The following is a 20430-nucleotide window of genomic DNA, read 5'->3' as shown; positions in this document are numbered from 1 at the left end:
ATATGGAATCGATTATTGAAATTAAGAATCTGTCATTTCGATACCAGGCAGATCAAGAACATTACGATGTTCATAATATTACGTTTCACGTGAAACGTGGAGAGTGGTTGTCTATCGTTGGTCATAATGGTAGTGGCAAGTCAACGACTGTTCGTTTGATAGATGGTTTACTTGAGGCCGAATCAGGGGAAATTTGGATAGACGGAGATCTTTTGACGGAAGAAAACGTCTGGGACAAACGCCGAAAAATTGGCATGGTCTTTCAAAATCCTGACAACCAATTTGTAGGAGCAACTGTGGAGGATGATGTTGCTTTTGGACTGGAAAATCAAGGAATCTCGCTTGAGGAGATGAAGCGTAGAGTTACAGAAGCCTTATCCTTAGTTGGGATGGCTGGATTTTCTAAAAAAGAACCTGCTCGCTTGTCAGGTGGCCAAAAACAGAGAGTGGCTATCGCAGGAGTTGTTGCTCTGCGACCAGACATTTTAATTTTGGATGAGGCTACAAGCATGTTGGACCCAGAGGGACGGCTAGAGTTAATTAAAATTGTGCAGGAAATTCGTCGAAATCATCAGATAACTGTGATTTCCATAACACATGATTTGGACGAGGTGGCCATGAGTGACCGAGTTTTGGTGATGAAAAAAGGGAAAATCGAATCAACTAGTAGTCCTAGAGAATTATTTTCTAGAGCGGATCTAGATCAAATTGGCTTAGACCAACCCTTTGTAAACCAATTAAAAGAGTCGCTACGTACTAGTGGCTTGAAATTACCAGAGCGCTACCTGACTGAAGAGGAGCTCGAGGAGGCTTTATGGGAATTATTCTAGACAATGTTAGTTATACGTATCAGGAAGGAACACCCTTTGCCTCAGCAGCCTTGTCAGATGTGAGTCTGACCATAGAAGATGGTTCCTATACGGCCATTATTGGGCATACAGGTAGTGGAAAATCTACTATTTTACAACTTTTGAATGGTTTGTTGGTTCCTACAAAGGGAAGTGTTCGTGTCTTTGATACATTAATTACACCAACATCCGTCAATAAGCAAATTCGTCAAATTCGCAAGCAAGTAGGATTGGTTTTTCAGTTTGCTGAAAATCAAATTTTTGAGGAAACAGTCTTAAAAGATGTGGCTTTTGGTCCTCAAAATTTTGGAGTTTCTGTAGAAGATGCCGAGGCTATTGCACGTGAAAAATTAGCTTTAGTAGGAATCGATGAATCACTCTTTGAACGAAGCCCGTTTGAACTCTCAGGGGGACAAATGAGACGGGTTGCTATTGCTGGGATTTTGGCAATGGAGCCAAGCATCTTGGTTTTAGACGAGCCTACGGCTGGATTGGATCCTGTTGGTCGTAAAGAGTTGATGAACTTGTTTAAAAAGCTTCATCAGGATGGTATCACGATTGTTTTGGTGACTCACCTTATGGATGATGTAGCAGAATTTGCTGACCAAGTTTATGTGATGGAAAAAGGAAAGTTAGTTAAGAGTGGGAAGCCAAGTCTTGTTTTCCAGAATCTTGAATTTATGGAAAAAATCCAATTGGGTGTTCCTAAAATTACTAGATTTTCTCAGAGACTAACTGATCGTGGAGTTTCTTTTAAACAATTGCCGATAACGATAGAGGAATTTAAGGAGTTCATCAATGGATAACATGATTTTAGGTCGCTACATACCAGGAGATTCGATTATTCATCGTCTGGATCCTCGTAGTAAGCTAGTAGCTATGATCTTATTGATTATCATCATTTTTTGGGCCAATAATCCGATAACTAATCTCATACTTTTCATTGTAACAGGCATATTTGTATTTTTATCAGAAGTTCCCTTGTCTTTTTTTATAAAAGGCTTGCGGTCTATGTTTTTTCTGATCGCTTTTACAACTCTTTTCCAATTGTTCTTCATTTCGGGTGGGGAAGTTTTGTATGAAGTGGGCTTTCTTAAAGTTACTAGTCATGGTTTAGAGCAGGCGGGAATTATTTGTTGTCGCTTTGTGTTGATTATTTTTTTCTCAACCCTGCTAACCTTGACGACCATGCCTCTTAGTTTAGCGACGGCAGTTGAATCCTTGTTGGGGCCGTTAAAAAGATTTAAGGTTCCAGTTCATGAGATTGGGCTTATGCTCTCTATGAGCTTGCGTTTTGTACCAACCTTGATGGATGATACCATTCGAATTATGAATGCCCAAAAGGCGCGTGGAGTTGATTTTGGAGAAGGGAATATTGTCCAGAAGGTAAAGGCCATGATTCCTATTTTGATTCCTTTATTTGCTACAAGTTTGAAAAGAGCGGACTCTTTGGCTACTGCTATGGAGGCTAGAGGTTATCAGGGTGGTCATGGACGTAGTCAGTATCGACAGTTGAATTGGATGAATAAAGATAGTCTAGCCCTTTTCTTTGTATGTCTATTGGGCGCAATCCTATTTTTATTAAAATCCTAAAGTAAAACAGAGAATAAAAAAGGTAAGATATGAACCGTTTTAAAAAATCTAAGTATATTATCGTTCTTTTTGTCCTTGTATTAGTAGTGTCAGTCTTTTTGGTAACGACGCAATCCAGTGCAATTGTGACAAAGGCGGGAGATGGAATTTCTCTTGTAGACAGAATTGTTCAAAAGCCATTTCAATGGTTGTCTTCGGCAAAATCTGATTTAGGGCATTTAACCAGAGCTTACAATGAAAATGAAAGTCTAAAAAAAGAACTCTATCAGATGAAGAAGAAAACGAATGAAGTAGACCGCTTAAAAGAAGAAAACGAGCAACTACGACAATTATTGGAGATGAAATCAAAACTAAACGGGACCAAGGTAATTGCGTCTGACGTTATCATGAGAACACCAGCGACTTGGAAACAAGAGTTGACAGTCGATGCAGGTTCTTCACAAGGTGTGACCAGTAATATGCTTGTTGTAGCTGGCGGTGGTTTGATTGGAAGCGTAGAAAAGGTTGAAGACAACTCTAGTGTGGTCAACTTATTAACCAACGCTGAAAATACAGAGAAAATATCTGTTAAAATCCAGCATGGTTCTACCAGTATTTATGGAATTATCATTGGCTACGATAAGGAAAAAGATTTACTGAAAATTAGTCAATTAAATAGCAGTAGCGACATTAGCAAAGGCGATAAGGTTGTAACTGGTGGTCTTGGTAATTTTAATGCTACTGATATTCCAGTAGGTGAAGTCGAATCTGTGACGCATAGCAATGACTATCTAACAAGAGAGGTCTTAGTCAAACTTCAGTCTGATTCAATGAATGCCAAAGTCGTAGAGTTAGTGGGGAACCCATCATGAGACTTTTTAAGCAGATAGGAATGTTTTTGCTCTTGCCCTTAATCATCTTAATAGATAGTCATTTAGGGCAATTTGTCAATAGTTCTTTCCCTTATTTTCAACTTGTTAGTCACACTATCTTTATCTTTTTATTATTTGAGACGATAGAAGTATCCGAGTATTTGTTTTTGGCTTATTGCTTAATTATTGGTCTTATCTATGATATTTATTTCTTTCATTTGATAGGGATTGCTAGTCTTCTTTTTGTTATTATTGGTGCAATCATTTATAAAAATAATTCTATCATTTTGTCAAATAGATGGACTAGACTATTAGTAATTTTAATGATGACTTTCTTGTTTGAATTTGGTAGTTTTATATTAGCTCAGGCGGTTGGATTAACTGCTGCAAGTATACCAGTCTTTATCGTTTATAGTCTAGTTCCATCGATGATTTTAAATGGTTTATGGATGATAGTTTTCCAGTTTATTTTTGAAAGAATATATCTATAAGAAAGAAACAAAACTGTAATAAAGGCGTAATATTTATTAGGCCTTTTTTTGATATACTAGTATTGTTTTAAAAGAAGGAGTATTTACACTTATGAAGAAAAAAATCCTAGCATCACTTTTGTTAAGCACAGTATTGGTTTCCCAAGGAGCTGTTCTTTCAAGTGTTCAGGCAAATACAACAGATGAAAAAATCGCTGCTCAAGATAGTAAAATTAGCAGCTTAACAGCTCAACAAAAAGAAGCTCAAAAACAAGTAGATGAAATTCAAACTCAGGTTTCAGCAATCCAAACAGAACAAGAAAAATTGCAAGCTGAGAATGAAAAACTTCAAGCAGAATCTAAAAAGCTTGAAGGAGAAATTACTGAGCTTTCAAAAAATATCGTAGCTCGTAATGCATCTCTTGAAAACCAAGCTCGTAGCGCACAAACTAATGGAGCTGCTACAAGCTACATCAATACGATTATCAACTCAAAATCAATCACAGAAGCTATCTCACGCGTAGCAGCTATGAGCGAAATCGTATCAGCCAACAATAAAATGTTGGAACAACAAAAAGAAGATAAAAAAGCTATTGCTGAAAAACAAGTAGCAAACAATGAAGCAATCAATACAGTCATTGCAAATCAACAAACGCTTGCTGATGATACTCAAGTTTTGACAACAAAACAAGCAGAATTGAAAGTAGCAGAATTGAACCTTGCGGCTGAGAAAGCTACTGCAGAAGGTGAAAAAGCGAGTTTGTTAGAGCAAAAAGCAGCAGCAGAAGCTGAAGCAAAAGCGGCAGCGGAAGCTGAAGCGGCATATCGAGCTCAACAAACTAGCCAACGTCAATCGGTTGCAGCTTCAGCTAACACAAGCTTTGCTGCGCAAGTACAAGCAACTTCTACTTCATCATCAGACGATGAAGAACCAAGCTACACTCCTGTAGCTACTCGTACAACATCACGTCCAACATATAGTACAAATGCTTCAAGTTATCCAACTGGTGAATGTACTTGGGGAGCTAAAACGTTAGCACCTTGGGCTGGAGATTACTGGGGTAACGGAGCGCAGTGGGCTACTAGTGCAGCAGCAGCAGGATTCCGTACTGGTTCTCAACCACAAGTTGGTGCGATTGCATGTTGGAATGATGGTGGCTATGGACACGTAGCGGTTGTTACAGCTGTTTCATCATCATCAAGCATCCAAGTATCAGAATCTAACTATGGTGGAGATCGTACCATTAGTAACAAACGTGGTTGGTTCAACCCAACAACAACTTCTGAAGGTTATGTTACTTACATCTATCCAAACTAATGAAAAAATTGAGACTCTTTCCGAGTCTCTTTTCTTGTCTTTAAGTTGAGAAGTTCTGCTAAAAAACTATCAAAATAGCTTGATAATATTGAGAAATTGTGGTAAAATGAAACTTGTCGTGTGAACGATAATACTCATTCTTGATGAATTGTGAAACTGTTGCCTTCGGGTCGTTTTGCAAGCTGAAATCAAGAAGAGGAAAAAAACAAAAAGGAGAAATACTCATGGCAGTAATTTCAATGAAACAACTTCTTGAGGCTGGTGTGCACTTTGGTCACCAAACTCGTCGCTGGAACCCTAAGATGGCTAAGTACATCTTCACTGAGCGTAACGGAATCCACGTTATCGACTTGCAACAAACTGTAAAATACGCTGACCAAGCATACGACTTCATGCGTGATGCTGCAGCTAACGATGCAGTTGTATTGTTTGTTGGTACTAAGAAACAAGCAGCTGACGCAGTTGCTGAAGAAGCAGTACGTTCAGGTCAATACTTCATCAACCACCGTTGGTTGGGTGGAACTCTTACTAACTGGGGAACAATCCAAAAACGTATCGCTCGTTTGAAAGAAATCAAACGTATGGAAGAAGATGGAACTTTCGAAGTTCTTCCTAAGAAAGAAGTTGCACTTCTTAACAAACAACGTGCACGTCTTGAAAAATTCTTGGGTGGTATCGAAGATATGCCTCGTATCCCAGATGTAATGTACGTAGTTGACCCACATAAAGAGCAAATCGCTGTTAAAGAAGCTAAAAAATTGGGAATCCCAGTTGTAGCGATGGTTGACACAAACACTGATCCAGACGATATCGATGTAATCATCCCAGCTAACGATGACGCTATCCGCGCAGTTAAGTTGATTACAGCTAAATTGGCAGACGCTATCATCGAAGGTCGCCAAGGTGAAGATGCTGTTGCAGCAGTTGAAGCAGAATTTGCAGCTTCAGAAGCTCAAGCAGACTCAATCGAAGAAATCGTTGAAGTTGTAGAAGGCGACAACGCTTAATTCATAATAAATAGTAATTACCTAGGAGGGCGGGGCTTAGCCCGGCTCTCCTATTTTTAAAAAATATAGGAGAATCAAAATGGCAGAAATTACAGCTAAACTTGTTAAAGAGTTGCGTGAAAAATCTGGTGCTGGTGTTATGGACGCTAAAAAAGCATTGGTTGAAGTGGAAGGCGATATCGAAAAAGCGATTGAATTGCTTCGCGAAAAAGGCATGGCAAAAGCAGCTAAGAAAGCTGACCGTGTTGCTGCAGAAGGTTTGACTGGTGTTTATGTTGACGGTAACGTTGCAGCAGTTGTTGAAGTAAATGCTGAAACTGACTTCGTTGCGAAAAACGCTCAATTTGTTGAGTTGGTAAATGCTACAGCTAAAGTAATCGCTGAAGGAAAACCAGCTAACAACGAAGAAGCTCTTGCTTTGACAATGCCTTCAGGTGAAACTCTTGAAGCAGCTTATGTGTCTGCAACAGCGACTATCGGAGAAAAAATCTCATTCCGTCGCTTTGCTTTGATTGAAAAAACAGATGCACAACACTTTGGAGCATACCAACACAACGGTGGACGTATCGGTGTTATCTCTGTAATCGAAGGTGGAGACGAAGCACTTGCTAAACAAATTTCAATGCACATCGCTGCTATGAAACCAACAGTTCTTTCATACAAAGAATTGGATGAGCAATTTGTTAAAGATGAGTTGGCACAATTGAACCACGTTATCGACCAAGATAATGAAAGCCGTGCTATGGTTGGTAAACCAGCTCTTCCACACTTGGCATACGGATCTAAAGCTCAATTGACTGATGAAGTAATCGCTCAAGCTGAAGAAGCTATCAAAGCTGAATTGGCTGCAGAAGGTAAACCAGAAAAAATCTGGGATAAAATCATCCCAGGTAAAATGGATCGCTTCATGCTTGACAACACTAAAGTTGACCAAGCTTACACACTTCTTGCACAAGTTTACATCATGGATGACAGCAAGACAGTTGAAGCTTACCTTGAATCAGTTAACGCTTCAGTAGTTGAGTTCGCTCGCTTTGAAGTTGGTGAAGGTATCGAAAAAGCTGCAAACGACTTTGAAGCAGAAGTTGCAGCTACAATGGCAGCAGCCTTGAATAACTAATAAAAAAGTAAGGAAGCAAATCAGCTTCCTTTTCTTTTGTTGGAGGGGAACTCAGAGGAATCCCTTTGAAGGTAAACAAAAAGCCCCATACTTAGGGCTTAATGTATTTAGGAGACTATACTTCAAACTCATAGAGTGCTGTAGATAGATAACGTTCTCCGTTATCTGGTGCAAGCGCAAGGACTTTTTTACCTGCTCCAAGTTTTTTAGCGACTTCAATTGCTGCATAGATAGCTGCTGCAGAAGAAATACCGACTAAGAATCCTTCTTTTCCACCGATTTCACGGCCAAGTGCAAGAGCATTATCTGATGTTACACGAACGACACCATCGTAAGCTTTTGTATCAAGTGTATCTGGAATGAATCCAGCAGAGATACCTTGAATTTTGTGAGGACCTGGTTTTTCACCAGACAAGATAGCTGACTCGTCTGCCTCAACAGCAAAAACTTGAATGTTTGAGTTAGCAGTTTTAAGAGCATGAGAAACACCAGAAATAGTTCCTCCAGTACCAACACCAGCAACAAAGGCGTCTAAACCATCAGCTCCGAAATCAGCTAGAATTTCAGCTCCTGTTGTTCTTTCGTGAACCTCTGGGTTAGCTTGGTTATTAAACTGTAATGGTAGGAAACCATCACGCTCAGCAGCAATTTCCTGCGCTTTTGCAATTGCACCTTTCATTCCTTCGCTACCAGGAGTGAGGACTAGTTCAGCTCCATAAGCTTGGATAATTTTACGACGTTCCACGCTCATTGTTTCAGGCATAACGATGACAACTTTGTAACCTTTAGCGGCACCAACCCATGAGAGACCAATACCAGTGTTCCCACTAGTTGCTTCTACAATGGTAGAACCAGGTTTGAGTTTACCCTCTTGTTCTGCTTTTTCAATCATGCTTAGGGCGATACGGTCCTTAACTGACGATCCTGGGTTAAAAGCTTCAAGTTTTACATAAACATCTGCTGCACCTTCTGGTACAATGTTATTTAATTTAACAATCGGTGTTCTACCGATGAGTTCTGTGATATTGTTATAAATTGTCATATTAGCACCTCTTTATATAAGATGCTACTAGTATAACGCTAACTTTAACTTTTGTAAAATATAGAAATCCTATCGGAGTGATAGGATTTTTTTATATCAGTGATTCAAACCGTTAATATTTAAACGATTGTGATAAGCTAATTCAAATAGATAAGTATAAAGAGGTACGATATCTGTTTTCTTTGGAAATTCAAATTTGTGAGAGTTAAAGTGCTCATTATGAGCTTTTAAAAAGGCATTTTCTAAATAAGTAATCGTAATCTCGCTATCATCAATCCCAAGTCCAGCAGTTTCCATCTCAACATTGACGATGTTCATGAGGAAAATTGATTTGATAGACATCTTCCGTCCCGTTGCCCCTTGTTTATCTGTAAAGATGATTCGGATATTTGTAAAGATAATTGAGTCACGAATGAGTTTATATCCGCTTTGAATTTCTTCATTTTCTAATAAATATTGTCCAAACTCCTGGGTAAGAGCTTCTTTACTTTGCTCACTGAAGTTTCCAGCGAGTCCCTGAATTAATCTTCCAAAAGCCATATGATATTTCCTTTCTTTACGATAGGTTTACAGGTACTTCAACTTCACGTAAACCTTTGTCAGTTAGAGTAACTTTTCCATTGAAAAATTCAATGAGATCAGCCTTGATACCGTCTTTCTTTTCTTTATCAATGAAAATCATAGTATCAACTTGGTCTGTAAAGTTTGTCTCTAATTCTATGAGATTATGCTCTTTAAGAAAATTTCCATATTCTTGATACTGGGCATAGGTCATGTGAATCTGTATCCCTGCCTGCTCTTTGATTTCAATAATGCCAATTTCCTTAACTGCTAGGGCAACACTACCAGCATAAGCGCGAATCAAACCACCAGCCCCTAGTTTGATACCGCCAAAATAACGAGTAACTACAACACAGACATTAGTAAGGTTGTGATTCTCCAGAACTCCTAGCATAGGAACGCCAGCAGTTCCACTAGGCTCTCCATCATCACTAGTTCGCTTGATTTCACTACGCTCACCGACAATAAAAGCAGAGCAGTTGTGGGTAGCTTTATAGTGTTCTTTTTTAATAGTTGTGATAAAATCACGAGCCTCTTCCTCACTATAGACACGTTTAGCATGACAGATAAAGCGTGATTTTTTGATTTCTTCTTGGACTTGACCGTCCTCTTTTATAGTTCTATATTCCATAGTTTTATTGTACTAAAAAATAGCGTAAAGTTCTACATTTTACGAATAAAGAAATATGAAAGTAAATCCAAATTATCTCGGTCGCCTTTTTACGGAACAAGAATTAAGTTATGATGAGAGACAGCAAGCAAAACCAATTTCATCTATGAAAAAAGAGAAGGGGCAACTATCTTGTCAGCGATGTGGTAGTCAGATACAAGAAGATTGGCATTTGCCTGTTGGTACTTTTTATTGTCGAGAATGCTTGATTATGAAGCGAATAAGAAGTGATCAAGAACTCTATTATTTTCCGCAAGAAAGGTTTCCGGAGCAAGATGTACTCAAATGGTCAGGTCAACTGACTCCATTTCAAGAGCGGGTATCACAAGGACTCCTTCAGGCAGTAGATAAGAGGGAGGCTACTTTGGTACATGCGGTGACAGGAGCTGGTAAGACAGAGATGATCTACCAAGTTGTTGCCAAGGTGATTGATCAAGGTGGAGCTGTTTGTTTGGCAAGTCCGCGGATAGATGTTTGTTTAGAGCTGCATAAACGACTACAAAATGATTTTGCATGTGAGATTGCACTACTACATGGAAATTCGCAACCTTATTTTCGTACTCCTTTGGTTATAGCAACTACTCACCAGCTATTAAAATTTTATCAAGCTTTTGATTTATTGATTGTGGATGAAGTAGACGCATTCCCTTATGTTGATAATCCTGTGCTTTACCATGCTGTCAATAATTGTGTAAAGGAGACCGGATTGAGAATATTTTTAACAGCAACGTCAACTGATGAGTTAGATAGAAAAGTTAAACAAGGGGAGTTAAAGCGTCTTAGCTTACCCCGTCGCTTTCACGGGAATCCTCTCATAGTTCCCAAGCCCGTTTGGTTATCAAATTTTGATGGTTATTTGGATAAAAAACGTTTACCACCAACACTAAAGAGATATATTGATAAACAGAGAAAGACAGCCTATCCCCTACTAATCTTTGCCTCTGAGATTAAAAAGGGAGAAAAGCTAAAAGAAATTTTACAGGAGAAGTTTCCAAATGAGAAAATAGGATTTGTATCTTCAATCACAGAAGACCGATTAGAACAGGTACAAGCCTTTCGAGATGGAGAGTTGTCGATATTAATAAGTACAACTATATTAGAGCGTGGAGTCACCTTCCCTCGTGTAGATGTTTTTGTGGTGGAAGCCAATCATCAACTCTTTACCAAGTCAAGTTTAGTACAAATTGGTGGACGAGTTGGAAGAAGCATGGATCGTCCTACTGGAGAACTTATATTTTTCCATGACGGACTCAATCTATCCATTAAGAAAGCTATAAAGGAGATTAAACAAATGAATTGGGAGGCAGGAGTGTGAAGTGTTTATTGTGTGATAAAGGCTTGCAAACTGAGTTAACCTTTACTAGTCTACTCTGTTTAAAAAAGGAGGCAGAACTAGTTTGTGAATCTTGTCTATCGTCTTTTGAGAGTATCGGTGACAACCATTGCCCAAGGTGTTTCAAAAAAGATGTGTCAACAAATTGTCAAGATTGTCAATTTTGGTGTAAAAAAGGTGTAAAGGTTGATCATGTGGCTCTTTATTCCTATAATCAGGCTATGAAAGAGTATTTTAGTCGCTATAAATTTGATGGTGATTATCTTTTAAGAAAGGTATTTTCTAAAATATTGCAAAAAGAGTTAAAAAAGTATACGGGTTATCAGATTGTGATTGTACCTCTGAGTGAGCAGCGTTTCAAAAGTAGGGGCTTTAATCAAGTAGAGGGTTTGATAAAGGAGACTGGACTAACATATCTGGATATTTTGGTTAAAAACGAAGTCGAAGCTAGCTCTTCAAAAAATCGAGCAGATCGTTTACTTACAGAGTTTCCATTTTTCCTGAAAGATGGTGTAAAGCTCCCAGAAAATATCTTACTCTTTGATGATATTTACACGACGGGAACTACTTTAAATCGTCTTAAAAGTATGCTTTTAGGAGCTGGTTGTCAGAATATTAAAACTTTTTCCCTCGCAAGATGAGGAAAAAGTTTGCAATAATTTTATGAAAGCGTTATAATATAATTAGAAAAACAAATATGTTTAGAAAGAAGGTACTTATATGATTAAATATAGTATCCGTGGTGAAAACCTAGAAGTAACAGAAGCAATTCGTGATTATGTAGTTTCTAAACTCGAAAAGATCGAAAAATACTTCCAAGCAGACCAAGAATTGGATGCGCGTGTAAACTTGAAAGTTTACCGTGAAAAGACTGCTAAAGTTGAAGTAACCATTCCGCTTGGATCTATTACTCTTCGTGCAGAAGACATTTCTCAAGATATGTACGGTTCTATTGACTTGGTGACAGATAAGATTGAGCGTCAGATCCGTAAAAATAAAACAAAGATTGAGCGCAAAAATAGAAATAAAGTATCAACAAGTCAACTCTTTACAGATGCTTTAGTTGAAGAGTTAGATGTAGTGCAACCAAAAGTTGTTCGTTCAAAACAAATTGATTTGAAACCTATGGATTTGGAAGAAGCAATTCTTCAAATGGACTTGTTGGGACATGATTTCTTCATCTATGTAGATGTTGAAGACGAAACAACAAATGTAATCTATCGTCGTGAAGATGGAGATATCGGTCTTCTGGAAGTTAAAGAATCTTAATGATTAGTCTGTAAAAGTGGTTTACACTAGTGTAAACCACTTTTTAGTTTGGAAATCTGAAGTTGGCAGCTAGAGATACCTCTTTAAAAGTCGCATTTTGACTACTTTTGTGGTATAATAATGCGCAAGAGGTTTGGAATGAAAAAAAATGAAATAAATCCCTTTTTTATATACCTGATTGCTATGGTAACCTTTACGATGATGACTATTTTGATTGTGTTTGTAAAGGATGATTTTGTCACTATAGCGAGCCTATTTTTATTTTTAGTATTCTATGTTCTGCTATTTAATTTCCAGAAAAAATACTACAAAAAAACGGATATCGAGCAAATCCAGTATGTCAATCATCAGGCTACGGATAGTTTGAGTGCCCTTCTAGAGCAAATGCCTGTCGGGGTTGTTAAATTAAATATGCACAGCAGTGAGATTGAATGGTTCAATCCCTATGCGGAATTAATTTTGACAACTGAGGATGGAGAAATTGATTTTCCTCAATTTCAAAAGATTTTAAAGAGTTCGATTTCTACTCCAGGGTCTTATGCCATTGTTGGGGAGAAACGTTATGCAGTGCATTTAGATAGAAATTCAGGTGTCTTATACTTTTTTGATGTTTCTGGTGAGTATGAGGCGACTGTTGAGCTTGTGACAAGTAGACCGGTAATCGGGATTATCTCAGTTGATAACTATGATGATTTGGAAAATGAAACGTCTGAATCAGACATTAGTCATATCAATAGTTTTGTTGCAAATTTTGTTTCAGAATTTGCTGGGAAACATGCCATGTTTTCTCGTAGAGTGAGTATGGATCGGTTTTATCTATTTACTGACTACACTGTACTTGGTCACTTGATGCAGGATAAGTTTTCTGTGATTGATACCTTTCGTGAAGAAGCCAAGCAACGGAGTTTACCACTAACGATGAGTATGGGAGTTTCCTATGGTGATGGGAATCATGATCAGATTGGGAAGGTGGCTCTTCTTAATCTCAACTTAGCTGAAGTTCGTGGTGGTGACCAAGTTGTCGTAAAAGAGAATGATGAAACTAAAAATCCAATCTACTTTGGAGGAGGTTCAGCTGCATCTGTTAAACGTACTCGGACACGAACTCGTGCCATGATGACAGCTATTTCAGATAAACTTAAAAGTGTCGATCGAGTTTTTGTGGTTGGTCATAAGAATCTGGATATGGATGCTCTTGGATCAGCGGTTGGAATGCAGTTGTTTTCGAGTAATGTACTGGAAGAGAGTTATGTGATTTATGAACCTACACAGATGTCTCCAGATATTGCTCGAGCGGTTAACTATTTGGAAGAGGAGGGTGTTTCAAAACTTCTTCCTTTAGGCCAGGCTATGACAATGGTTACCAAACGTTCCTTGCTTGTGATGGTAGACCATTCCAAGACGGCTTTGACCTTATCTAAAGAGTTTTATGACTTGTTTACACAGACAATTGTCATTGACCATCACCGTCGAGACCAAGATTTTCCAGATAATGCAGTCATTACTTATATAGAAAGTGGAGCTAGCAGTGCCAGTGAGCTGGTGACGGAGTTGATTCAATTTCAAAATTCTAAGAAAACACGTTTGAGTCGTATTCAGGCTAGTATTCTTATGGGTGGAATGATGTTGGATACAAAGAATTTCACCTCTCGCGTAACAAGTCGTACCTTTGATGTAGCAAGCTATCTCAGAACAAGAGGCAGTGATAGTATTGTCATTCAGGAGGTTGCGGCAACGGATTTTGAAGAATATCGTTTGGTGAATGAGTTAATTTTACAAGGGCAGATGGTACAACCATCAATTCTGGTTGCTCAAGCTTTGGAGGATAAAGAGTACGATACGGTTGTTATTAGTAAAGCTGCTGATGCTTTGCTTGCCATGTCTGGTATAGAAGCCAGCTTTGTACTTGCTAAGAATAGTCAAGGAGCAATCTCTATTTCTGCCCGAAGTAGAAGTAAGATTAATGTCCAGCGAATTATGGAAATGTTAGGTGGCGGTGGTCACTTTAACTTAGCTGCAGCGCGGTTGACAGATATGAGCCTGCAAGAAGCAGGAGATAAACTAAAAACAGTTATTTTTAATGAAACAAAAGAAAAGGAGTCAGAAGAATGAAAGTAATCTTTTTAGCAGATGTTAAAGGTAAAGGAAAAAAAGGTGAAATTAAAGAAGTGCCAACTGGATATGCACAAAACTTTTTAATTAAGAAAAACCTTGCTAAGGAAGCGACAGCTCAAGCTATTGGTGAGTTGCGTGGTAAACAAAAATCAGAAGAAAAAGCACATGCAGAGATGCTTGCAGAAGCTAAGGAAATTAAAGCAAAACTGGAAGCAGAAGAAACAATCGTTGAGTTTGTCGAAAAGGTTGGTCCAGACGGTCGTACATTTGGATCTATTACCAACAAGAAAATTGCAGAAGAATTGCAAAAACAATTTGGTATTAAAATTGATAAACGCCATATTCAAGTTCAATCACCAATTCGAGCAGTTGGTTTGATTGATGTTCCAGTGAAGATTTATCAAGATGTGACAAGTGTAATCAATCTCCGTGTCAAGGAAGCATAATTTACGATTGGTTGACAATATTGTAAAAGGAAGGAAAGTCTGATGGCAGAAGTTGAAGAACTGCGTGTTCAGCCTCAAGATATCCTGGCAGAACAATCTGTTTTAGGAGCCATTTTTATTGATGAGACTAAACTCGTTTTTGTCCGAGAATATATTGATTCACAGGACTTCTTTAAGTATGCTCACCGTTTGATTTTTCAAGCTATGGTTGATTTGTCTGATCGTGGAGATGCTATTGACGCAACCACAGTTCGGACGATACTAGATAGCCAGGGTGATTTACAAACTATTGGAGGCTTGTCTTATCTGGTTGAGATTGTCAATTCGGTGCCAACCTCTGCCAATGCGGAATACTATGCTAAAATTGTAGCAGAAAAGGCTATGCTTAGACGACTAATTGCTAAGTTGACAGAGTCTGTAAACCTAGCCTATGAAGCTTCTCAACCTGCTGACGAAATTATTGCTCGTGCAGAAAAAGGCTTGATTGACGTTAGTGAGAATGCCAATCGAAATGGCTTTAAAAATATTCGCGATGTATTGAATATCAACTTTGGGAATTTAGAAGCTCGTTCTCAACAGACTTCGGATATCACGGGTATTGCGACAGGTTATCGAGATTTAGATCACATGACGACAGGTCTGCATGAGGAAGAATTGATTATTTTGGCAGCTCGTCCTGCGGTTGGTAAGACAGCCTTTGCTTTGAATATTGCGCAAAATATCGGAACCAAATTAGACAAGACAGTTGCTATTTTCTCTCTGGAAATGGGTGCTGAAAGCTTGGTCGATCGTATGCTGGCTGCGGAAGGTTTGGTAGAGTCGCATTCTATCCGTACGGGCCAATTGACTGAGGAAGAATGGCGTAAGTATACGATTGCTCAGGGAAATTTAGCTAATGCAAGTATCTATATTGATGACACACCTGGGATTCGGATCACAGAAATTCGCTCCCGTTCCCGTAAACTGGCTCAGGAAACAGGTAATCTAGGCTTGATTTTGATTGACTATCTCCAACTTATCACAGGAACTGGTCGGGAAAATCGTCAACAAGAAGTATCTGAAATTTCGCGTCAGTTGAAAATCTTAGCGAAAGAACTCAAAGTTCCAGTTATAGCTCTCAGTCAGCTGTCCCGTGGAGTTGAACAACGTCAAGATAAGAGACCAGTCTTGTCTGATATTCGTGAATCTGGATCTATTGAGCAGGATGCTGATATCGTAGCCTTTCTCTATCGTGATGACTATTATGAGCGCGGTGGTGAAGAAGAGGAAGGCATTCCAAATAATAAAGTAGAAGTGATTATCGAGAAAAACCGTAGCGGTGCTCGCGGAACGGTAGAATTGATTTTCCAAAAAGAATATAATAAATTTTCAAGTATTTCGAAGATGGAGGAACCAAGATGACAGACGCATTTACAGATGTGGCTAAAATGAAAAAAATCAAAGAAGAGATTAAGGCGCATGAGGGACAAGTGGTGGAAATGACCTTAGAAAATGGTCGTAAACGCCAAAAAAATCGTTTAGGAAAACTAATTGAGGTTTATCCATCGCTCTTCATCATTGAGTTTGGAAATGTTGAAGGAGACAAGCAAGCTAATGTCTATGTTGAATCTTTCACATATTCAGATATTTTAACGGAAAAGAATTTAATTCACTATTTGGATTAAGCTTGAAAGTGGGAAGTTTTCTCACTTTTTTCTTTTTCTTTCGAATAATATAGATGAGGTCAACCTCAAAAATCTAACTATTTGAAGGAGAATGAATGACATTCAGTAAAGCAGGAAGTAAAAAGAGATTTGCTCTTAGAAAAACAGTTGTTGGAACAACTTCTCTATTGTTAGCGGGGGCTTTTTTGTTTGGTGGAGGAGCTGTTCATGCCAATCAGGCAAACAATGGATCGCTGGCACGAGGAGATGATTATCCCTATTATTATAAAAATGGAAGTCAAGAAATTGATAAGTGGCGCATGTATTCTAGACAGTGTACGTCTTTCGCTGCCTTTCGTTTAAGTAGTGTCAATGGTTTTGAACTGCCTGCTGCGTATGGAAATGCTAAGGATTGGGGGTATCGTGCTAAACGAGAAGGTTATCGTGTAGATCAGCGTCCAGCAATCGGTTCTATCGCTTGGGATACAAGTGGACAGTATGGCCATGTCGCTTGGGTATCCAATGTCTTTGGTGATATGATTGAAATTGAAGAATACAATTATGGAGTCAGAGAAAGGTATAATCGACGAACGGTAAAGGCCAATTCTATGACTGGATTTATCCATTTTAAAGATGTGGGGAATACTAGCGCAGGAAATTATCAGTCTGCTCCCGTCTCTAGCGGGACACATATTTTTACAGAAAAAGCTGCCATTAGGGATCAGGCCTCACTGACTGCCACTATTATCGATTATTATTATGCGGGAGAAAGCGTTCATTATGATCAGACTCTTGAAAAAGATGGCTATAAATGGCTTTCTTATCTATCACGAACTGGTAGTCGAAGATATGTCCAGCTGGAAGGAAACTCTCGTTCTAAAAATGGGTGGGAAAAAGAAGGAACAATTTGGTACTATTATGAAAATGGTCAGAAAGCAGTCGGTTGGAAAAAGATAAATGGAAGTTGGTATCATTTACAAGCTGATGGTACAATGACTACGGGCTGGTTAAAAGATGGCTCCAAGTGGTATTACTTGAAATCGTCTGGCGAAATGCAGACAGGTTGGTTGAAGGACAAAGGCATTTGGTATTATCTTGAAAACTCGGGAGCTATGAAGACTAGTCAGTGGTTCCAAGTCTCAGGGAAATATTATTACGTGAATGCATCTGGAGAATTGGCAGTAGATACGACAATCGATGGTTTCCAAGTTGACAGCAACGGTGCGCGAGTGGAAGAATCACCCCAATAAGCCTTCACCAATAATCTAACTCTTAGCAATGGTATTTTTCCCTGCTTTCCTTTATAATGGGTGTATGGACAAGAAAAAATTATTATTGATTGATGGATCTTCAGTTGCTTTTCGAGCTTTTTTCGCTCTTTATCAGCAGCTGGATCGTTTTAAAAATGACAATGGATTACATACCAATGCAATCTACGGTTTTCACCTTATGTTGAATCATTTGCTAGAGCGTGTTGAGCCTAGCCATATCTTGGTGGCATTTGATGCGGGGAAGACGACTTTCCGTACAGAGATGTATGCAGACTATAAGGGTGGTCGTGCTAAAACTCCAGATGAGTTTAGAGAGCAATTTCCTTTTATTCGTGAGTTGCTAGACCATCTTGGAATTCGCCATTATGAATTGGCTCAGTATGAGGCAGATGACATCATCGGTACTCTAGGTCGCTTGGCTGAGAAGGATGCTTTTGATGTGACCATTGTCAGCGGGGACAAAGACTTAATCCAGTTGACTGATGAGCATACCGTGGTTGAGATTTCTAAGAAAGGTGTGGCTGAGTTTGAGGCTTTTACTCCAGAATACCTCATGGAAAAGATGGGAATCACACCAGCTCAATTTATTGACCTTAAGGCCCTCATGGGAGACAAGTCAGATAATATCCCTGGCGTAACTAAGATTGGTGAAAAGACAGGTATTAAGCTCTTGTTAGAACACGGGTCGCTCGAAGGTATTTATGAAAATATCGATGGCATGAAGGCTTCCAAGATGAAGGAAAATCTCGTTAATGACAAGGAACAGGCCTTTCTGTCTAAAACACTGGCAACAATCGATACCAAGGCACCAATCGAGATTGGGCTAGATGATTTGGTCTATAGTGGTCCAAATGTGGAAAGTTTAAGTAAATTTTACGATGAGATGGGCTTTAAACAGCTCAAACAAGCTTTGAATGTATCTTCAAGTGATGTGGCTGAGAGTTTGGACTTTACCATGGTTGACAAAGTGAGTCAAGATATGCTGAGTGCTGACTCTATCTTTCACTTTGAACTTTTTGGAGAAAACTACCATACAGATGATTTGGTTGGTTTTGCCTGGTCTTGCGGGGACAAGCTCTACGCTACAGACAAGTTGGAACTTCTGCAGGCTTCGATTCTTAAGGATTTTCTAGAAAAAACAGCTCTGAAAGTGTATGACTTTAAGAAAGCTAAAGTTCTTTTGCATCGTTTTGGTCTGGATTTGCAGGCGCCTGCCTTTGACAGCCGTTTGGCTAAATACCTCCTTTCGACTGTGGAGGACAATGAAATTGCGACCATCGCTAGTCTTTATGGTCAGACTTATTTGGTTGATGATGAAACTTTCTACGGCAAGGGTGTCAAGAAAGCTATCCCTGAGCGAGAGAAATTCTTGGAACACTTAGCTCGTAAGGTTGCTGTATTGATTGAGACAGAGCCTGTTTTACTTGACAAGTTAAGTGAGAATGGGCAACTAGACCTTCTCTATGGAATGGAGCAGCCTCTGGCCTTTGTTCTTGCTAAGATGGAAATCGCTGGAATCAAGGTCAAAAAAGAAACCTTGCTTGAAATGCAGGCTGAAAATGAGCTTGTTATTGAAAAGCTGACGCAAGAGATTTATGAACTAGCTGGTGAGGAATTTAATATCAACTCACCTAAACAACTTGGCGAATTGCTTTTTGAAAAGCTAGGTCTCCCTCTCGAATACACCAAGAAAACCAAGACCGGTTACTCGACAGCAGTAGATGTCCTGGAACGTCTAGCCCCTATTGCTCCAATCGTTAAGAAAATTCTCGATTACCGTCAGATTGCTAAGATTCAATCGACTTATGTGATTGGTTTGCAGGACTGGATTTTGCATGATGGCAAGATTCACACGCGATATGTCCAAGATTTAACTCAGACAGGGCGTCTGTCTAGTGTGGATCCAAACTTGCAAAATATTCCTGTTCGCTTGGAACAAGGTCGCCTCATTCGTAAGGCTTTCGTGCCAGAGTGGGAGGATAGTGTCCTTCTCAGCTCTGACTATTCACAGATTGAATTGCGAGTTTTGGCGCATATCTCTAAAGATGAGCATTTAATCAAGGCTTTCCAAGAGGGAGCTGATATCCATACCTCGACAGCCATGCGTGTCTTTGGAATTGAACGTCCTGAGGATGTGACTCCAAACGACCGTCGCAATGCCAAGGCTGTCAACTTTGGAGTGGTTTACGGAATTTCAGACTTTGGTTTATCCAATAACCTAGGTATCAGCCGTAAAGAGGCTAAGGCTTACATTGAAACCTATTTTGAACGCTTCCCAGGTATTAAAAACTACATGGATGAAGTCGTTCGTGAGGCGCGTGATAAGGGTTATGTAGAGACTCTCTTCAAACGTCGTCGTGAGTTGCCAGATATCAATTCGCGTAACTTTAACATTCGTGGTTTTGCAGAGCGTACAGCTATCAACTCCCCTATTCAAGGTTCGGCTGCAGATATTCTCAAAATCGCTATGATTCAGCTAGATAAGGCCTTGGTAGCAGGTGGTTATCAAACTAAGATGCTGTTACAAGTACACGATGAAATCGTTCTTGAAGTGCCTAAGTCAGAATTGGCAGAGATGAAAAAATTAGTCAAACAAACCATGGAAGAAGCCATTCAACTTAGTGTGCCCCTGATTGCTGATGAAAATGAAGGCGTGACTTGGTATGAGGCCAAGTAGCAATTGATCAGTCTATCAAGCTAGCATAGAATCTTTATAATAATAAAAACGCATAATGTCGGGTAGTTATGAACTGCACCCCAAAAGTTAGACATAAAAATCTAACTTTTGGGGTGTTTTTATTATGAAATTAACTTATGATGATAAAGTTCAGATCTATGAACTTAGAAAACAAGGCTATAGCTTAGAGAAGCTT

20 protein-coding genes and 1 pseudogene are annotated in these 20430 nt (G+C 39.1%); 18 read left to right on the top strand and 3 right to left on the bottom strand.

Annotated features, from left to right (window positions below; translation table 11 throughout):
* Positions 1-2 precede the first annotated feature (2 nt).
* The 8 genes from QM874_RS08820 to tsf all read left to right on the top strand — a co-directional run bounded on the left by QM874_RS08820 (position 3) and on the right by tsf (position 7207).
* Entirely contained in the window at positions 3-830 is an 828-nt protein-coding gene (locus QM874_RS08820; RefSeq protein WP_414316999.1) for an energy-coupling factor ABC transporter ATP-binding protein, read from the top strand.
* Complete coding sequence (locus tag QM874_RS08815) at positions 815-1654, top strand: energy-coupling factor transporter ATPase (protein WP_414316998.1); 840 nt, start codon at positions 815-817, stop codon at positions 1652-1654. Before QM874_RS08820 ends, QM874_RS08815 begins: the two co-directional genes overlap by 16 nt.
* Complete coding sequence (locus tag QM874_RS08810) at positions 1647-2441, top strand: energy-coupling factor transporter transmembrane component T family protein (protein WP_414316997.1); 795 nt, start codon at positions 1647-1649, stop codon at positions 2439-2441. Before QM874_RS08815 ends, QM874_RS08810 begins: the two co-directional genes overlap by 8 nt.
* A gap of 29 nt (positions 2442-2470) precedes the next feature.
* Positions 2471-3292 carry a rod shape-determining protein MreC gene (gene mreC / locus QM874_RS08805; RefSeq protein WP_414316996.1) on the top strand — a complete coding sequence of 274 codons (822 nt, stop codon included), beginning with the start codon at positions 2471-2473 and terminating at the stop codon, positions 3290-3292.
* Positions 3289-3783, top strand: a complete 495-nt coding sequence (mreD, locus tag QM874_RS08800) for a rod shape-determining protein MreD (protein WP_414316995.1) — start codon at positions 3289-3291, stop codon at positions 3781-3783. The genes mreC and mreD overlap by 4 nt, the downstream gene beginning before the upstream one ends.
* 91 nt (positions 3784-3874) lie before the next feature.
* Complete coding sequence (pcsB, locus tag QM874_RS08795) at positions 3875-5080, top strand: peptidoglycan hydrolase PcsB (RefSeq protein WP_414316994.1); 1206 nt, start codon at positions 3875-3877, stop codon at positions 5078-5080.
* A 224-nt stretch (positions 5081-5304) separates the two neighbouring features.
* Complete coding sequence (gene rpsB, locus QM874_RS08790; RefSeq protein ID WP_000268462.1) at positions 5305-6087, top strand: 30S ribosomal protein S2; 783 nt, start codon at positions 5305-5307, stop codon at positions 6085-6087.
* A 79-nt stretch (positions 6088-6166) separates the two neighbouring features.
* Positions 6167-7207, top strand: a complete 1041-nt coding sequence (gene tsf / locus QM874_RS08785; protein ID WP_060954961.1) for a translation elongation factor Ts — start codon at positions 6167-6169, stop codon at positions 7205-7207.
* A 115-nt stretch (positions 7208-7322) separates the two neighbouring features.
* Here tsf and cysK read toward each other — a convergent pair whose 3' ends face one another.
* From cysK to QM874_RS08770, 3 genes are all read right to left on the bottom strand, one after another.
* Positions 7323-8249: a cysteine synthase A gene (gene cysK / locus QM874_RS08780; RefSeq protein ID WP_414316993.1), complete on the bottom strand. Its 927-nt coding sequence runs from the start codon at positions 8247-8249 to the stop codon at positions 7323-7325.
* A 96-nt stretch (positions 8250-8345) separates the two neighbouring features.
* Entirely contained in the window at positions 8346-8789 is a 444-nt protein-coding gene (locus QM874_RS08775; protein ID WP_414316992.1) for a PH domain-containing protein, read from the bottom strand.
* A gap of 16 nt (positions 8790-8805) precedes the next feature.
* On the bottom strand, positions 8806-9441 hold the full coding sequence (locus tag QM874_RS08770) for a YigZ family protein (protein ID WP_049526161.1): 636 nt from the start codon (positions 9439-9441) through the stop codon (positions 8806-8808).
* Between the two features lie 55 nt (positions 9442-9496).
* Between QM874_RS08770 and QM874_RS08765 the strand changes: the two genes are divergently transcribed.
* The 10 genes and pseudogenes from QM874_RS08765 to QM874_RS08720 form a co-directional block, all read left to right on the top strand.
* Positions 9497-10795: a DEAD/DEAH box helicase gene (locus QM874_RS08765; protein WP_414316991.1), complete on the top strand. Its 1299-nt coding sequence runs from the start codon at positions 9497-9499 to the stop codon at positions 10793-10795.
* Entirely contained in the window at positions 10792-11454 is a 663-nt protein-coding gene (locus QM874_RS08760) for a ComF family protein (RefSeq protein ID WP_414316990.1), read from the top strand. Before QM874_RS08765 ends, QM874_RS08760 begins: the two co-directional genes overlap by 4 nt.
* Positions 11455-11533: 79 nt before the next feature.
* Positions 11534-12082 carry a ribosome hibernation-promoting factor, HPF/YfiA family gene (gene hpf / locus QM874_RS08755; RefSeq protein ID WP_414271071.1) on the top strand — a complete coding sequence of 183 codons (549 nt, stop codon included), beginning with the start codon at positions 11534-11536 and terminating at the stop codon, positions 12080-12082.
* 183 nt (positions 12083-12265) lie between these two features.
* Entirely contained in the window at positions 12266-14194 is a 1929-nt protein-coding gene (locus QM874_RS08750; protein ID WP_414317021.1) for a DHH family phosphoesterase, read from the top strand.
* Entirely contained in the window at positions 14191-14643 is a 453-nt protein-coding gene (rplI, locus tag QM874_RS08745; protein ID WP_000864204.1) for a 50S ribosomal protein L9, read from the top strand. Before QM874_RS08750 ends, rplI begins: the two co-directional genes overlap by 4 nt.
* 42 nt (positions 14644-14685) lie before the next feature.
* Positions 14686-16044, top strand: coding sequence for a replicative DNA helicase (gene dnaB / locus QM874_RS08740; protein ID WP_000852500.1), 1359 nt, complete (start codon positions 14686-14688; stop codon positions 16042-16044).
* The gene (locus QM874_RS08735) at positions 16041-16307 is read left to right on the top strand and encodes a Veg family protein (protein WP_414316989.1); all 267 of its coding nucleotides are present in this window, start codon (positions 16041-16043) and stop codon (positions 16305-16307) included. Before dnaB ends, QM874_RS08735 begins: the two co-directional genes overlap by 4 nt.
* Positions 16308-16402: 95 nt before the next feature.
* The gene (locus tag QM874_RS08730; RefSeq protein ID WP_414316988.1) at positions 16403-17536 is read left to right on the top strand and encodes an SH3 domain-containing protein; all 1134 of its coding nucleotides are present in this window, start codon (positions 16403-16405) and stop codon (positions 17534-17536) included.
* Between the two features lie 64 nt (positions 17537-17600).
* Positions 17601-20234 (top strand): DNA polymerase I, encoded by a 2634-nt coding sequence (gene polA, locus QM874_RS08725; RefSeq protein ID WP_414316987.1) that lies wholly within the window; start codon positions 17601-17603, stop codon positions 20232-20234.
* A 124-nt stretch (positions 20235-20358) separates the two neighbouring features.
* Positions 20359-20430, top strand: a pseudogene (locus QM874_RS08720) (transposase); the annotation flags it as partial.

The sequence above is a fragment of the Streptococcus infantis genome (genome assembly GCF_047463615.1).
GTDB classification, from domain to species: domain Bacteria; phylum Bacillota; class Bacilli; order Lactobacillales; family Streptococcaceae; genus Streptococcus; species Streptococcus infantis_X.
This window is presented reverse-complemented; position numbering and strand designations above follow the sequence as displayed.

Bases quoted from the DNA above. Each gene is read 5' to 3' on its own strand.
- dnaB (WP_000852500.1), top strand. From the start codon at position 14,686: ATGGCAGAAGTTGAAGAACTGCGTGTTCAGCCTCAAGATATCCTGGCA.
- QM874_RS08765 (WP_414316991.1), top strand. From the start codon at position 9,497: ATGAAAGTAAATCCAAATTATCTCGGTCGCCTTTTTACGGAACAAGAA.
- QM874_RS08770 (WP_049526161.1), bottom strand. From the start codon at position 9,441: ATGGAATATAGAACTATAAAAGAGGACGGTCAAGTCCAAGAAGAAATC.
- tsf (WP_060954961.1), top strand. From the start codon at position 6,167: ATGGCAGAAATTACAGCTAAACTTGTTAAAGAGTTGCGTGAAAAATCT.
- rpsB (WP_000268462.1), top strand. From the start codon at position 5,305: ATGGCAGTAATTTCAATGAAACAACTTCTTGAGGCTGGTGTGCACTTT.
- mreD (WP_414316995.1), top strand. From the start codon at position 3,289: ATGAGACTTTTTAAGCAGATAGGAATGTTTTTGCTCTTGCCCTTAATC.
- mreC (WP_414316996.1), top strand. From the start codon at position 2,471: ATGAACCGTTTTAAAAAATCTAAGTATATTATCGTTCTTTTTGTCCTT.
- QM874_RS08730 (WP_414316988.1), top strand. From the start codon at position 16,403: ATGACATTCAGTAAAGCAGGAAGTAAAAAGAGATTTGCTCTTAGAAAA.
- QM874_RS08775 (WP_414316992.1), bottom strand. From the start codon at position 8,789: ATGGCTTTTGGAAGATTAATTCAGGGACTCGCTGGAAACTTCAGTGAG.
- hpf (WP_414271071.1), top strand. From the start codon at position 11,534: ATGATTAAATATAGTATCCGTGGTGAAAACCTAGAAGTAACAGAAGCA.
- QM874_RS08815 (WP_414316998.1), top strand. From the start codon at position 815: ATGGGAATTATTCTAGACAATGTTAGTTATACGTATCAGGAAGGAACA.
- QM874_RS08735 (WP_414316989.1), top strand. From the start codon at position 16,041: ATGACAGACGCATTTACAGATGTGGCTAAAATGAAAAAAATCAAAGAA.
- cysK (WP_414316993.1), bottom strand. From the start codon at position 8,249: ATGACAATTTATAACAATATCACAGAACTCATCGGTAGAACACCGATT.
- QM874_RS08820 (WP_414316999.1), top strand. From the start codon at position 3: ATGGAATCGATTATTGAAATTAAGAATCTGTCATTTCGATACCAGGCA.
- QM874_RS08750 (WP_414317021.1), top strand. From the start codon at position 12,266: ATGGTAACCTTTACGATGATGACTATTTTGATTGTGTTTGTAAAGGAT.
- pcsB (WP_414316994.1), top strand. From the start codon at position 3,875: ATGAAGAAAAAAATCCTAGCATCACTTTTGTTAAGCACAGTATTGGTT.
- rplI (WP_000864204.1), top strand. From the start codon at position 14,191: ATGAAAGTAATCTTTTTAGCAGATGTTAAAGGTAAAGGAAAAAAAGGT.
- polA (WP_414316987.1), top strand. From the start codon at position 17,601: ATGGACAAGAAAAAATTATTATTGATTGATGGATCTTCAGTTGCTTTT.
- QM874_RS08810 (WP_414316997.1), top strand. From the start codon at position 1,647: ATGGATAACATGATTTTAGGTCGCTACATACCAGGAGATTCGATTATT.